This window comes from Rhodopseudomonas sp. P2A-2r (assembly GCF_026015985.1).
Lineage (GTDB): Bacteria > Pseudomonadota > Alphaproteobacteria > Rhizobiales > Xanthobacteraceae > Tardiphaga.
Genome location: NZ_CP110389.1, coordinates 2,766,397 through 2,780,480 on the forward strand (window position 1 = coordinate 2,766,397; position 14,084 = coordinate 2,780,480).

14 protein-coding genes and 2 pseudogenes are annotated in these 14,084 nt (G+C 64.7%); 13 read left to right on the forward strand and 3 right to left on the reverse strand.

Annotated features, from left to right (window positions below; all coding sequences use genetic code 11):
• Window positions 1–37 precede the first annotated feature (37 nt).
• The 12 genes and pseudogenes from ONR75_RS13000 (at window position 38) to ONR75_RS13055 (ending at window position 10,449) form a co-directional block, all read left to right on the forward strand.
• Complete coding sequence (locus tag ONR75_RS13000; RefSeq protein WP_265082961.1) at window positions 38–844, forward strand: FAD binding domain-containing protein; 807 nt, start codon at window positions 38–40, stop codon at window positions 842–844.
• A 22-nt stretch (window positions 845–866) separates the two neighbouring features.
• Entirely contained in the window at window positions 867–1,775 is a 909-nt protein-coding gene (locus tag ONR75_RS13005; RefSeq protein WP_265082962.1) for an AAA family ATPase, read from the forward strand.
• 183 nt (window positions 1,776–1,958) lie between these two features.
• A complete protein-coding gene (locus ONR75_RS13010) occupies window positions 1,959–3,161 on the forward strand; it encodes a vWA domain-containing protein (RefSeq protein ID WP_265082963.1) in 1,203 nt (400 codons plus the stop codon).
• A 25-nt stretch (window positions 3,162–3,186) separates the two neighbouring features.
• Window positions 3,187–3,516, forward strand: a complete 330-nt coding sequence (locus ONR75_RS13015) for an XdhC family protein (protein WP_265082964.1) — start codon at window positions 3,187–3,189, stop codon at window positions 3,514–3,516.
• Window positions 3,513–4,217, forward strand: coding sequence for an XdhC family protein (locus ONR75_RS13020; RefSeq protein ID WP_265082965.1), 705 nt, complete (start codon window positions 3,513–3,515; stop codon window positions 4,215–4,217). The genes ONR75_RS13015 and ONR75_RS13020 overlap by 4 nt, the downstream gene beginning before the upstream one ends.
• A pseudogene (locus ONR75_RS13025) lies at window positions 4,214–5,817 on the forward strand (NTP transferase domain-containing protein). Before ONR75_RS13020 ends, ONR75_RS13025 begins: the two are co-directional and overlap by 4 nt.
• Window positions 5,818–5,957: 140 nt before the next feature.
• Complete coding sequence (locus ONR75_RS13030) at window positions 5,958–6,308, forward strand: DUF4189 domain-containing protein (protein WP_413776465.1); 351 nt, start codon at window positions 5,958–5,960, stop codon at window positions 6,306–6,308.
• A 17-nt stretch (window positions 6,309–6,325) separates the two neighbouring features.
• The gene (locus tag ONR75_RS13035; protein WP_265083642.1) at window positions 6,326–6,736 is read left to right on the forward strand and encodes a DUF2000 family protein; all 411 of its coding nucleotides are present in this window, start codon (window positions 6,326–6,328) and stop codon (window positions 6,734–6,736) included.
• Between the two features lie 101 nt (window positions 6,737–6,837).
• Window positions 6,838–7,566, forward strand: coding sequence for a TetR/AcrR family transcriptional regulator (locus ONR75_RS13040; RefSeq protein ID WP_265082967.1), 729 nt, complete (start codon window positions 6,838–6,840; stop codon window positions 7,564–7,566).
• Window positions 7,563–8,351 (forward strand): HlyD family secretion protein, encoded by a 789-nt coding sequence (locus tag ONR75_RS13045; protein ID WP_265082968.1) that lies wholly within the window; start codon window positions 7,563–7,565, stop codon window positions 8,349–8,351. Before ONR75_RS13040 ends, ONR75_RS13045 begins: the two co-directional genes overlap by 4 nt.
• Window positions 8,348–9,292, forward strand: coding sequence for an ABC transporter ATP-binding protein (locus ONR75_RS13050; protein WP_265082969.1), 945 nt, complete (start codon window positions 8,348–8,350; stop codon window positions 9,290–9,292). Before ONR75_RS13045 ends, ONR75_RS13050 begins: the two co-directional genes overlap by 4 nt.
• Window positions 9,289–10,449, forward strand: a complete 1,161-nt coding sequence (locus ONR75_RS13055) for an ABC transporter permease (protein WP_265082970.1) — start codon at window positions 9,289–9,291, stop codon at window positions 10,447–10,449. Before ONR75_RS13050 ends, ONR75_RS13055 begins: the two co-directional genes overlap by 4 nt.
• Before the next feature lies 1 nt (window position 10,450).
• Here the strand turns inward: ONR75_RS13055 and bcsS are convergent.
• The 3 genes and pseudogenes from bcsS to ONR75_RS13070 form a co-directional block, all read right to left on the reverse strand.
• A pseudogene (gene bcsS, locus ONR75_RS32435) lies at window positions 10,451–11,287 on the reverse strand (cellulose biosynthesis protein BcsS).
• A 103-nt stretch (window positions 11,288–11,390) separates the two neighbouring features.
• On the reverse strand, window positions 11,391–11,852 hold the full coding sequence (locus ONR75_RS13065) for a DUF488 family protein (RefSeq protein ID WP_265082971.1): 462 nt from the start codon (window positions 11,850–11,852) through the stop codon (window positions 11,391–11,393).
• Window positions 11,853–11,877: 25 nt separating this feature from the next.
• Window positions 11,878–12,681 (reverse strand): DUF72 domain-containing protein, encoded by an 804-nt coding sequence (locus ONR75_RS13070; protein ID WP_265082972.1) that lies wholly within the window; start codon window positions 12,679–12,681, stop codon window positions 11,878–11,880.
• A gap of 262 nt (window positions 12,682–12,943) precedes the next feature.
• Between ONR75_RS13070 and ONR75_RS13075 the strand changes: the two genes are divergently transcribed.
• Window positions 12,944–14,077, forward strand: coding sequence for a glycosyltransferase family 2 protein (locus ONR75_RS13075; protein ID WP_265082973.1), 1,134 nt, complete (start codon window positions 12,944–12,946; stop codon window positions 14,075–14,077).
• Window positions 14,078–14,084 lie beyond the last annotated feature (7 nt).

The window sequence follows — 14,084 nt, forward strand, 5'->3', positions numbered from 1 at the left end:
CCAGCGATCAACGCGCACCGCGACCCAGGAATTTCCCATGTACGAATTCAAATATCATCGTCCGGCGACCGTCCGGCAGGCCGCCAACCTGTTGATCAAGAATGAAGATGCCAAGCTGATCGCCGGCGGCCATACGCTGGTCCCGGTGATGAAGCAGCGCCTCGCGGCGCCGCCGCATATCGTCGACCTCTCCCATGTCGAAGGCCTCGACGGCATCGAGATGAAGGGGCGCTCGCTGGTGATAGGCGCCACCGCCAAGCATGCCGATGTCGCCAACTCCCCGATTGTCGGCGAGGCACTCCCGGCGCTGGCCGAACTGGCGGCGCTGATCGGCGATCCCGCCGTGCGCCACAAGGGCACCATCGGCGGCTCGCTCGCCAACAACGATCCCACGGCCGACTATCCGGCGGCGGTTCTGGCGCTCGGTGCCACGATCGTCACCAACAAGCGCAAGCTGAAGCCGGAAGAATTCTTCCAGGGGCTGTTCACCACCGCGCTGGAAGCCGACGAGATCATCACCAAGGTGCTGTTTCCGGTCGCCAAGAAGGCCGCCTATATCAAGTTCCGCAACCAGGCCTCGCGCTACGCGCTGGTCGGCGTGTTCGTCGCCAAGCGCCCGTCGGACGTGCGCGTCACCGTGACCGGCGCCGGTTCGGAAGGCGTGTTCCGCGTCACCGCCTTCGAGGAGGCGCTGAAGAAGCGGTTCTCGCCCAAGGCGCTGGACGGTCTCACGGTGCCCGCCGAAGGCCTCAACAGCGACCTGCACGGCAGCGCGGAATATCGCGCGCATCTCATCGGCGTGCTGGCGCGCCGCGCTGTCGAAACCGCCAACAGCCGGGCATAACCTTGTTCAGAATGGCTTGCTCATGACCACGACATCGGCGCTGCCTGCCTCCGTCGATGCGACGCTGGAAATGCTGACAAGCCGCGGCTATCTCGCCGAGCGCTCGCTGGCGACGGTGGTGTTCCTGGCGCTGAAGATGGGCCGGCCGCTGTTCCTCGAGGGTGAAGCCGGCGTCGGCAAGACCGAGGTTGCGAAGGTGCTGTCGGCGGCGCTGGGCCGCAAGCTGATCCGTCTGCAATGTTATGAAGGCCTCGACGTCGCCTCTGCGGTGTATGAATGGAATAGCGCCTCGCAAATGATCGCGATCCGGCTGGCGGAAGCCACCGGCGATACCGATCGCGACCAGCTTTCCAGCGACATCTTTGCCGAGCGCTACCTGATCAAGCGGCCGCTGCTGCAGGCGCTGGAGCCCGACGTCAACGGCGCGCCGGTGTTGCTGATCGACGAACTCGACCGCGCCGACGAAGCCTTCGAGGCCTATCTGCTGGAAATCCTCAGCGACTTCCAGGTGACCATTCCCGAATTCGGCACCGTCAAGGCGCCGGCGCCGCCGATCGTCATTGTGACGTCGAACCGCACTCGCGAAATCCACGACGCGCTGAAGCGACGCTGCCTGTATCACTGGGTCGATTTCCCGTCGGCCGACCGCGAGCTGGCCATCGTCAAGTCGCGGGTGCCGAACATTTCTGCAAAACTGTCGGCGCAGGTGGTGGCCTTCGTGCAGGCGCTGCGCGACCAGGATTTCTACAAGTCGCCGGGCGTTGCCGAGACCATCGACTGGGCGACCGCGCTCACCGAACTCGACGCCCGCGCGCTGACCCCGCAGGTGGTCGGCGATACGCTCGGCGCGCTGCTGAAGTACCAGGACGACATTGCGCGGATGCAGGGCGATAACCTGCAGAAGGTTTTGAAGGACGCGACGAGCGACTGATCTGGCCTCCGGCGACGCCACGAACGCGGGTGCGCTCCCTCTCCCGCTTGCGGGGGAGGGTCGGGGAGGGACCGCCACAAGCCCGGCGTCCGTTGCGCCCCCACCCCAGCCCTCCCCGCAAGCGGGAGAGGGGCCTTGCTTCCGCGGGGCGGGTACGTCGATCACGATGAGCGAGCCAGTCGGATGACCATGGATCACCTCAACCCACCCACCGGCCAGATGGCCGACAACGTCATCGGCTTCGCCCGCGCGCTGCGGGCTGCAGGTCTGCCGGTCGGGCCGGGCGCGGTTATCGATGCGCTGAATGCGATCCAGTTGATCGAGATCGGTCGGCGCGCCGATCTGTTCACGACGCTTCAAGCGATCTTCGTCAAGCGTCACGAGCATGCGCTGGTGTTCGCCCAGGCCTTCGACCTGTTTTTTCGCGCAGCCGAGGAATGGAAGCACCTGCTGGATTCGGTGCCGCTGCCCGACCAGGCCAAGAAGCCGCCGCCGCCGGCCTCGCGCCGGGTCCAGGAGGCGATGTCGCAGCCGTCCATGTCGCCGGCGCAGGAGCAGCCCAAGGAGCAGGAGATCAAGCTCTCGGTGTCCGACCGCGAGGTGCTGCAGAAGAAGGACTTCGCGCAGATGAGCGCGGCGGAAATCGCGCAGGTCACCCGCGCCATCGCTGCCATGAGTTTGCCGCAAGCGGAACTGCGCACCCGTCGCTTCCAGCCCGACGCGCGCGGCCTCAAGCTCGACCTGCGCCGCACCCTGCGCGGCAGCCTGCGCACCGGCGGCGACATCGTCGACATCCGCCGCCTCGGCCTGATCGACCGGCCGGCGCCGATCGTGGCGCTGCTCGATATCTCCGGCTCCATGAGCGAATATACAAGGCTGTTCCTGCACTTCCTCCATGCCATCACTGACGCACGAAAACGTGTGTCGGTTTTCCTGTTCGGCACGCGGTTGACCAATGTGACGCGAGCGTTGCGTGCGCGCGATCCCGACGAGGCGCTGGCGAGCTGCTCGGCGTCGGTGGAGGATTGGGCAGGCGGCACGCGGATCTCGGAATCCCTGCACAGCTTCAACAAGTTGTGGGGCCGTCGCGTGCTCGGCCAGGGCGCCATCGTGCTGCTGATTTCCGACGGGCTGGAGCGCGAGGCCGACGCCAAACTCTCGTTCGAGATGGACCGGTTGCACCGCTCCTGCCGCCGGCTGATCTGGCTCAATCCGCTGCTGCGCTTCGATGGCTTTGAAGCCAAGGCGCAGGGCATTAAAATGATGTTGCCGCACGTTGACGAATTCCGCCCCGTGCATAACTTGAGTTCGATGGAAGGCCTGATCAAGGCGCTGTCCGCGCCGCCACCGGTGCACCACCGCAGCCTGATCCGCCCAGCCGCCTGACGTCCCGCTTGCTAGAGAGGCTCCCATGCTCAATCGCGATGAAGATATTCTGAAAGCGGCTGAGGACTGGCATAAGGCCGGCCACGGCGTGGCGCTGGCCACCGTGGTGGAGACCTGGGGATCGGCGCCGCGACCGGCCGGCTCCAGTCTGGTGATCAACGACGGCGGCACGTTTCTCGGCTCGGTGTCCGGCGGCTGCGTCGAAGGTGCGGTCGTGACTGAGGCGCTCGACGTGATCGCGTCGGGACAGCCGAAGCTGCTGGAGTTCGGCGTTGCCGACGAGACCGCCTGGAATGTCGGCCTGTCCTGCGGCGGCACCATTCGCGTGTTCGTTGAAAAGGTCGGTCAATCGTGAAGCTCGAGACGTTAGCTCAAATCAATACCGAGCGCGCCTCGCGCCGCCCGGTGATCGTAGTCACCGATGTTGCCACTGGCGAGCAGCGGCTGGTGAAAGCCGCCGACTTTGCCGGCGATCCGCTCGGCGCCGAACTCGCAAAACAGTTGCGCATGGGTAAGAGCGGCATGATCGAGCAGGACGGCGAGAAGCTATTTCTCAACGTCTATGCGCCGACCGCGCGGCTCGTCATCATCGGTGCGGTCCATATCAGCCAGGCGCTGGCGCCGCTGGCGCGTTCGCTGGACTACGACGTGACAGTGATCGATCCGCGCACTGCCTTTGCCAGCCCGGAACGGTTTCCCGACGTGAAGCTGATCGCGGAATGGCCTGATGAGGCACTGCCGCCGCTCAACGTCGATCACTACACGGCCTTCGTCGCGGTGACCCACGATCCGAAGATCGACGATCCCGCGCTGCTGCATGCGTTCGAACGCAACTGCTTCTATATCGGTGCGCTCGGCTCGCGAAAGACCCATGCCAAGCGCGCGGACCGGTTGAAGGCGCAGGGCGTATCGGACGCGGATTTTGCGCGGATCAAGGCGCCGATCGGGCTGAACATCGGCGCGGTCTCGCCGTCGGAAATCGCGGTGTCGATCATGGCGCAGATCACCGCCGAACTGCGTCTGCCCAAGGCCGGTGCCGCGGCAGAAGCGGCATGAAGTTCGGTCCGGCCAGCCCGCGGGATGCATTGGGCGGCGTCACCGTCCATACGCTGCGCCAGGGCGACCTCGTGCTCAAGAAGGGCACCACCGTCGGCACCGCCGAGGTGGAGGCGCTGACTCGTGCCGGTGTTGGGGAAATCGTCGTGGTCCGCCTGGAAGATGGCGACGTGTCGGAAGACGTCGCTGCCGCCAGCATAGCGCAGGCCGTGGCCGGTCCCAGCGTCAATGTGGAACGGGCCTTCACCGGCCGCGCCAATCTGTTCGCGGCGGCGCCCGGCGTGCTGGTGGTCGATCGTGACACCGTCGATCGCATCAACGAGGTCGACGAGGCGATTACGCTAGCGACGCTGTCGGCCTTCAAGCCGGTGGTCGAGGGCGAGATGATCGCCACCGTGAAGCTGATTCCGTTCGGCGTCGCCGGCGCATTGCGCGATGCCGCGGTGGTGGCTGCAGCGGGCAGCGCGCTGCACGTGGCGCCCTACGTGATCAAAAAGTCGGAGTCGTCTCGACGCTGCTGCCGGGCCTGTCGCCAAAAGTGATCGACAAGACCCTGCGGGTGACGGCGGAGCGGCTGGCGCCGGCCGGTGCCAGGATCATCGCCGAGCGCCGCGTGCCGCATGACGAGGACACGCTGGCGGCATCGATCAAGGAATTGCTCGGGCTCGGCGCTGAACTGGTGATCGTGTTCGGTGCCTCGGCCATCGCCGACCGCCGCGATGTGATTCCGGCGGCGATCGAACAGGTTGGCGGGACCATCGAGCATTTCGGCATGCCGGTCGATCCCGGCAACCTGCTGCTGATCGGCCGGGCCCGCGGCGTTCCTGTGCTGGGCGCGCCGGGCTGCGCGCGCTCGCCGGTGGAGAATGGATTCGACTGGGTGCTGATGCGGCTGTTGGCCGGCATACCGGTCAGCCGCGCCGATCTGACCGGTATGGGTGTTGGCGGGTTGCTGATGGAGATCGTCACGCGCCCGCAGCCGCGCCTGCCGGTCGGCACCGACGGCAATCGCAATGTCGCGGCCATCGTTCTCGCGGCCGGCCGCTCGACCCGCATGGGCGGGCCCAACAAGCTGCTGGCCGACCTGGGCGGCAAGCAGCTGGTGCGGATCGTCGCCGAGCAGGCGGTGGCCTCAAAGGCCTCAAGCGTCATCGTTGTCACCGGCCATCAGGCCGACCTGGTGGAGCAGGCGCTGGCCGGACTGAACGTCAGCTTCGTGCGCAATCCGGATTTCGCCGCCGGCCTCGCCAGTTCGGTGAAAGCCGGCATCAAGGCGGTGCCTGCCGATGCCGACGGCGCGGTGGTCTGCCTCGGTGACATGCCGCTGATCGACACCCTGTTGATCGATCGGATGATCGAGGCCTTCGCGCCGGATCGCGGCAGCCTGATCGCGGTGCCGGTCAGCGACGGCCGCCGCGGCAATCCGGTGCTGTGGTCGCGCCGCTTCTTCGGCGAACTGATGACGCTGGATGGCGACGTCGGCGCCCGCCACCTGATCATGAAGCACGCCGAGGCGGTGACGGAAGTGCCGGTGGAAGGCCACGCGGCCTTCCTCGACATCGATACGCCGCAGGCGCTGGCCGAGGCGCGGCGTGGCTGAGTGTGGCCGCTTCCGGGAGCAGGCTGGTGGAACTTTGTTCACCAAGTTGAAACGCCCTGCGATGTAGGCTCTCTCCATTGATTGACCTCGGGGAGGGGAATTTGACGTTTTGTGTTGCCGCGCGCCGTCGCGCTTTTTTTGTGTTTGGACTGATTGTCACGCTGACCGCATCATCCGTTTCTGCTCCGGCTTTTGCAGCCGGCGCGCTTGCTGTCGGCAAATGCGGCGCCTATGGCCAGGCCTATGATTATCCCGCGCAGGAAGCCGCCACCGCGGCGGCACGAAAGCAGTGCGAGGGTGACTGCACCACCGTCACGATGAAACGGGCCTGCGCCGCGTTCGCCGTCGATATGAAGAATCCATGCGGCGCCCACGGCTATGCGGTGGCGCCGAAAATTTCCAGTTCGCTGAATGAAGCGACAAAGAAGTGCTACGACTTCGGTGGCAAGGAATGCGTGATCCGCGCCTGGGCTTGCGATGCCAAGGGCTGAGCTCTACCTTCGCCATCATGCAGTTCGATACCAAAATCGCCCTTGTCATCCGCAATGACCTTGAGGTTTGGCAGAAGCTCAACGTCGCAGCATTTCTGTCCAGCGGCATCGCCGCGGCATTTCCTGATTGCGTCGGTGAACCCTATGCCGACGGTTCGGGCACGCCCTATCTGGCGCTGATCGGCCAGCCCATCCTGATCTACGGTGCCGACCGGCCGGCGCTGAGCCGTGCTCTGGAACGCGCGCTGGCCCGCGAGGTCAGGCCGGCGATCTATACCGAGGACATGTTCAGGACGACGCATGATGCCGCCAACCGTGAGGCGGTGAAGGCCGTCGTGCGCGGCGATCTCAATCTGGTGGGCCTGGCCTTGCGCGCCGAGCGCAAGGTGATCGACAAGATCCTCGACGGACTGAAGTTTCATAGCTGAAAATGACGTCGTCGCGTGCCCGCCCGAGACAGGGCAGGAAATGCGCCGAACCCGCGCAATAGCTTCTATATTATGACTGACCAGTCAGTCATAATATAAGAATGAATAAAGTTGGACCGAAAAAGAGGCGGCCAGTCCGTTCAGTCGACATCCGCAGCGGCGATACGGCCGCGACGGCCAAGTCTGCACGAGCGACGGCGCCAAGGACTGAAGCCTCACGCTCCCCATCGAACAGGGCTGCGAAGGCTGCCGAACGCCGGGCCGCGATCATCGCCGCGGGGCTCGACGAATTCGTCGCCCGCGGCTTTGCCGCAACCCGGCTTGACGACGTGGCCAGGCGCGCCGGCGTCGCCAAGGGCACGATCTATCTCTACTTCACCGATAAGGAGGCGCTGTTCCAGGAATTGGTGCGCAGCGCACTGGTACCGCTGATCGCACGGATGGCAGCGCCGCCGGTGGCCGGCGTATCCGCCCGCGCCATGGTCGAGAGCTTCGCCGAGACCTTTGTGCGCGATATCGCGGAGACCAAACGGGGCGACATTTTGCGCCTGATCATCGGGGAGGGCGCGCGCTTCCCGTCATTGTCGGAATTCTATTATCGCGAAGTGGTCTCACGGGGCATCGCCGGCATGCAGCAACTGATCGACTACGGCATCGCGCGCGGCGAAATTCGCAATCCAGCATTGCGGGACTTTCCGCAGCTCGTGGTGGCGCCGGCCATGTTGGCGGTGATCTGGCAGGGGCTGTTCGGCAAGCACGCGCCGCTCGATCCGCTGGCGATGCTGCGGGTCCATATCGATCTGATCTTTGGCGAACGGAGGACGACATGACGTCGTCACATGGCGCATCGCGATTGATAGCAATACTGGCATTGTGTATGGCCGTGGCCGGCTGCAACGAGCGCAAGGATCCCGGCTATCAGGGCTGGGTCGAGGCCGACATGATCTTTGTCAGCCCCGATGAATCCGGCCGTATCACCAAACTCCATGTCCGCGAAGGCGACGCGGTGCAGGCCGGCGCGGCGCTCTATGCGGTCGATGACGATCTGCAGCAGGCCGATCTCAACCAAAACAACGCCACGCTGGCCAATGCGAAGCAGACGTTCGAGCGTGCGCAGTCGCTCAGCAAGACCGGCTCCGGTACCCAGGCCAACCTCGACTCCGCGATCTCGGCGCTGCGTGTTGCCGAAGCACGCGTCAACACCTCGCAGACGCGGCTGACCCGACGCAATGCCTTCGCGCCGGTCAGCGGCACCATCCAGCAGATCTATTTTCGCGAAGGCGAGATGGTGCCGGCGCAGCGGCCGGTGCTGTCGATCCTGCCACCGGGCAACATGAAGGTGCGGTTCTATGTACCGGAAACCGATCTGCCCAAGCTCGCAGTCGGCGATGAGGTCCGTGTCACCTGCGACAATTGCGCGGCCGATCTGACCGCGAAGATCTATTATCTCGCCACCTCAGCGGAATACACGCCGCCGGTGATCTACAGCCTCGATGAGCGCAACAAGCTCGTCTATCTCGTGCAGGCGCGGCCGAACAAGCCGGCCAGCCTGCGCGTCGGCCAGCCGGTCAGCGTTTTTGTCCATGCACCGGTTCCCGTGGCGGCGACGCGATGACCGAGGCATTCGTCGCCGTGTCCGACATCGCCATCGAGGTGAAGGGCCTGACAAAATCGTTCAACGGCCGCGAGGTGGTGCATGACTTGAGCATGCAGGTGAAGCGCGGCACCATCTACGGCTTTCTCGGCCCCAACGGTTCCGGCAAGACCACCACCATCCGCATGTTGTGCGGGCTGCTGACGCCGGACAGCGGCGAGGGTACCTGCCTCGGCTTCGATATCCGGCGCGACGCCGACAAGATCAAACGCCGGGTCGGCTACATGACGCAGCGCTTCAGCCTGTATCAGGACCTGTCGGTGCGCGAGAACCTGGAATTCGTAGCAAGGCTCTACGGCGTGCGCGATCCGCGCAAGGCGGCGCGTGACATGATCGAACGGCTCGGCCTCAATGGCCGCGAGGAGCAACTGGCCGGCGAACTGTCCGGCGGCTGGAAGCAGCGGCTCGCACTCGGCGCCTGCACGCTGCCCAATCCGCAACTTCTGCTGCTCGATGAGCCCACCGCCGGCGTCGATCCCAAGGCGAGGCGCGATTTCTGGAACGAGATTCATGCGCTCGCGGGGCAGGGGCTGACCGTGCTGGTCTCGACCCACTACATGGACGAGGCCGAGCGCTGCCACGAGATCGCTTACATCGCTTACGGCCATCTGCTGGCGCATGGCACCGTGGAGCAAGTCATCGCGACGTCGCAACTTGCGACCTGGACCGTAACCGGTGCCCACCTGAACGAACTCGCTGCCGATCTCACCGGCAAGCCCGGCGTCGACATGGTGGCGCCGTTTGGCACTAGCCTGCATGTCTCCGGTCGCGATCACGCCGCGCTCGAGGCCATCGTGGCTGCCCATCGCGACCGGCCCGAGCAGCACTGGCAGCGCGGCGCGCCATCGCTGGAGGATGTGTTCATCGACCTGATGACCCGCGCCAAGGACAATTTCCAGTGAGCGCCGCAGAGGCACCGGATCGCGAGGTCAAGGAGCGGCCGTTCGGCTTCTGGCGGCGCAGCTACGCGATGATGGTGAAAGAGTTCATTCAGCTGCGCCGCGACCGGGTGTCGTTCGCCATGATCGTGATGATCCCGGTGATGCAATTGCTGTTGTTCGGCTACGCCATCAACACCACGCCGCGGCATCTGCCGACCGCGGTGCTGCTGCAGGAGGACTCTGATCTCGGCCGCTCGATCCTCAAGGCGATGGAAAACACCTCGTATTTCCAGTTCACCCTCGAGGTCCACACGGTCGCCGAGTTTGATGCCCTTCTGTTGTCGGGCAAGGTGCTGTTCGGCGTCGAGATCCCGCGCGGCTTCGAGCGCGCGGTGCGGCGCGGCGATCGTCCGGCGCTGTTGGTGGCGGCAGACGCTACCGATCCGGTGGCCGCCGGTTCTGCACTGGGTGCGCTCGGGCAACTGATGCAGACGGCCCTGCAGCACGACCTGTTCGTCGGCGATCCTGCCACGCTGCCGTTCGAGATCCGCGCCCATGCGCGCTATAATCCGGCGGCGTCGTCGCGGCTCAATATCGTGCCCGGCCTGGTCGGCACCATCCTGACCATGACCATGCTGATCTTCACCGCGCTGTCGGTGACCCGCGAGATTGAGCGCGGCACCATGGAGAACCTGTTGGCGATGCCGATCACGCCCGTCGAGGTCATGCTCGGCAAGATCGTGCCCTACGTGCTGGTCGGCTTCATCCAGGCCACATTGATCATCGGCATCGGTGTGCTGCTGTTCGGTGTGCCCATACAGGGCAGCCTGCTGCTGCTGGCGCTGCTCAGCACGCTGTTCATCACCACGAATCTGTCGATCGGCTACACCTTCTCCACCATTGTGCAGAACCAGCTGCAGGCGATGCAGCTGTCGATGATGTTTTTCCTGCCCAGCATCCTGTTGTCGGGCTTCATGTTCCCGTTTGCCGGCATGCCCCAGTGGGCGCAATATCTTGGCGAAGGCCTGCCGCTGACGCATTTCGTGCGGATCGTCCGCGCCGTCATGCTGAAGGGCGCGACCATCGAAAACCTGCGCTATGATGCGCTGGCGCTTGTCGCGCTGATGCTGCTGGCGATGACCATCGCGGTGACCCGCTTCCGTCGCACGCTGGATTAGCTCAGTCGAGGTGCAGCGTTCGCGCCGGCCGGACAACGACGCTGATCCGGCCGTAGATGCCTTCGCGCTGGTAGCTGTCCCACATTTGGCCGGCGGCGACCGACCATTCGTATTCGTCGGTGCGCAGGCCGGTGAGATGCGCGCCGACCCGGTACTGCCGGCTGAAATAATCGTGAGAGGCGGCGAATTCGGGGCCGATCCAGAAGCGATCGGACAGTCGTCATCCGGCTGCCGCTCGGCTGTTGAAACCGTTATCGATGGTGGTGGCGGAGAACGAGGCTTGCAGCATCCATGCGCGCGACGGCTCCCACCACAGATCGGCTGTGATCTGCGCGCCGAGCTTGAGGCGCCACGCTGCCGCTGAGCGGTCGGTCAGTTCGGCATCGATCTCGGTGCCGACACCCGCAAGCACCTGCAGCTCGAATTTGTCATGACTGAGTTTGTAGCCGGGCATGAGGGTGCCGCGCAGGATCTGCGTGTCGTAGCAATGGGTCGGCGTCGTGAAACGATTGACGCTGTCCGACAACACCATGCGCAGGATGAAGCCGTCGCGATCGATCCGGGCCGGCGCCCATTGCGCGCCGGCATAGGCGGCGAGGCTCCAGCGCTGCATTTCGACGCCGCTCAAATACAGCATGCGGTCCGGCATGCCGCCAGTCAGGAAATCGAACGGCGGCCGCGATGGCTCGTGGGGTTCGAGGAGGGATGCCCAGAAGGAGGGCTTTGCTGTCACCGCTGGGGGATCGTCGTCGTCTTCCTCCGCGTCCTGCGCGGCCGCCCCGCGCGCCAGCATGGCGACGGCAACGCACACGACGTACCACGCAACGCCCCATCGCATGGAGCTATACTCCACCGGAAAACAACTTAAAGTAGATTAATCTGTGGAAAACCTGCGCGTCCAGCGGAGCCGGGAGAACGATCGATGAACGTTCTGCAAAAATTCAGAGCTGGGGCGGCAGCAGGTTCTCGATCCGCGCGCCCTCGCGTTCCACGATGATCTCGGCGATCATCTGCCGGTGGCAGTGGGTGTGGTCGCGCTCGTAGCACAGCAGGCAGACCGGGCCGGCCTTCATCACCAGCGACGCAAGTTCGTCGAGTTCTTCCCTGGCCTGCGGCGTCTTCAGATGCACCCGGTAGATCCGTTGCATTTCGGCGAACTTGCCGCTGCGTGCGGCCTCGCGCCCGTCCTTCGGGGTGCCCAGACCGCGCAGGTGGACGTAGCCGATACCGCGCTCGTCGAGCCCGGCGGCGAGCTGCTTCTTGGAAAAGCCGGGGCGCCGCGAGGCCGCGACCGCGCGGACATCGACCAGCAGTTTGACGCCGGCTTCCTGCAAGGCGTCGAGCACAGCGGTGGCCGGGGTCTGTTCGTAACCGATCGTGCAGAGCTTCCTGGACCTGGCCATCCACTACACCTGTCGTTCGTGACGGCTACTTGACCCGTTCGATCAGGGCCATCGCCGCGGCCGGTGCACGCACCTTGGCCTCGTGGATCACATAGGCGAACACGTCGCGCGGTTGCTTCTTCGGCTTGGCGTCATCGACCTTCGGCAGGTCAGTCGGCTCGCCGCCCTTCGCCCAATCCTGCAGCCGCTCCGCCCAGGCATCCAGCGCCTTGGGCGGATAGCCGGTCGTGACGGTCTCCTTGCCCTTCTGCAGCCGGGCATAGACGAAGTCGCCGGTGATGTCTGAGATGGCCGGGTAGGTGGCATGCTCCGAGAAAACCACGGGCGTGTTGAACTGGCGCAGCAGGGCGATGAAGCCGGGCACGCAAAAACTGTCGTGGCGGACCTCGACCACATGGCGCAGCTTGTGGCCATCGCGCTCGCGCGGCAGCAATTCGAGGAAGGCGCCAAAATCGGCTTCGTCGAACTTCTTGGTCGGCGCGAACTGCCACAGCACCGGCCCGAGGCGATCGCCGAGTTCGAGCACGCCGGAATCGTAGAAGCGCTTGACGCTGTCGCCGGCTTCCGCGAGCACGCGGCGGTTGGTGGCGAAGCGTGGACCCTTCAGCGAGAACACGAAGCCGTCAGGCACCTCGCGCGCCCATTTGCGAAAACTCTCCGGCTTTTGCGAGCCGTAGAAGGTGCCGTTAATCTCGATCGAGGTCAGCTTGCTGGCGGCATAGCTGAGTTCCTTCGCCTGGGTCAGCTTCTCCGGGTAGAACACCCCGCGCCACGGTGCGAAGGTCCAGCCGCCGATACCGATGTGGATCTCGCCGGTTTTGCTGGCCATTGCGATTGCCCCTTGCAGATTGCCCCGGACATCCCTATCTTGTTTTCAACGGCGACGTCGATGCTTAAGGTATCCGGCGCTGGGACGACCTCGGAATAGCTCGGTTGCGCCGGATGTACGCGCGCCATGTTGTTCGAGGTCGTTGGCATTTTAAGGCCCGATTTGGGCTACTTACCACAAAATTCCCCTGTCATTGCAACGTCTTATTGCTGGCGCCAAAGCCGCCTTGGCTTCGCGCCGTGCGCCGGATATATGCTGGCCCATGAATCAAGTCATCAGATCCGGGCCCGAACTGGCGTCGCAGGCAGGCGTTCCGCTGCAGCTGTCGGTCATCGTCCCGACCTTCAACGAGCGCGGTAATGTGGCGACCCTGGTGGCGCGGCTTGATGCCGCGCTGGCCGGCGTGGCGTGGGAAGTCATCTTCGTCGATGACAATTCGCCGGACGGAACCGCGGATGCGGTCCGTGCCCTGGCGCAGACCGACCGTCGCGTTCGCTGCATCAGGCGGGTCGGGCGGCGTGGCCTGTCCGGTGCCTGCATCGAGGGTATGCTCGCCTCCAGCGCGCCCTGCGCCGCGGTGATTGACGGCGACCTGCAGCACGACGAGACCCAACTGCCGAAGATGCTCGGCCTGATCGAGACCGGCGCTGCCGAACTGGTGATCGGCAGCCGTTATATCGACGGCGGCAGCGCCGACAGTTTCAACAGCCAGCGGCTTGGCGCCAGCAAGTTCGCCACCGCGGTCGCGCAGCGGGTGCTGCGCGTCAAGATCGCCGACCCGATGAGTGGCTTCTTCATGATCCGCCGCGATCGCTTCGAGAAGCTGGCGCCGCAACTGTCGATCCAGGGCTTCAAGATCCTGCTCGACGTGGTCGCCACGGCGCACGGTGATCTGCGCATTGTCGAGGTGCCCTATAAATTCGGATCGCGGCTGCACGGCGAGAGCAAGCTCGATTCCATGGTGGCGCTCGATTTCCTCGGTCTGGTGTTGGCCAAGCTGACCAATGACGTGGTCTCCTTGCGCTTCCTGCTGTTCGCACTGGTCGGCTCGATCGGCCTGTTCGTGCATTTTTCGGCGCTGTTCGTGGCGCTCGAGGTCTTCAATCTGCCGTTCGCCGAGGCGCAGGCCTGCGGCGCGTTGATGGCGATGACCAGCAACTTCCTGCTCAACAATTTCCTCACCTATCGCGACCAGCGGCTCAGGGGCTTCGGCATCCTGCGCGGCCTGCTGCTGTTCTATCTGGTCTGCAGCGTGGGCCTGCTTGCCAATGTCGGCGTGGCATTCTCGGTCTACGATCAGGAGCCGATCTGGTGGCTGGCCGGCGCCGCCGGCGCCCTGATGGGCGTGGTCTGGAACTACGCGATGTCCGGCCTGTTCGTTTGGCGCAAGCGGTGACACTTCC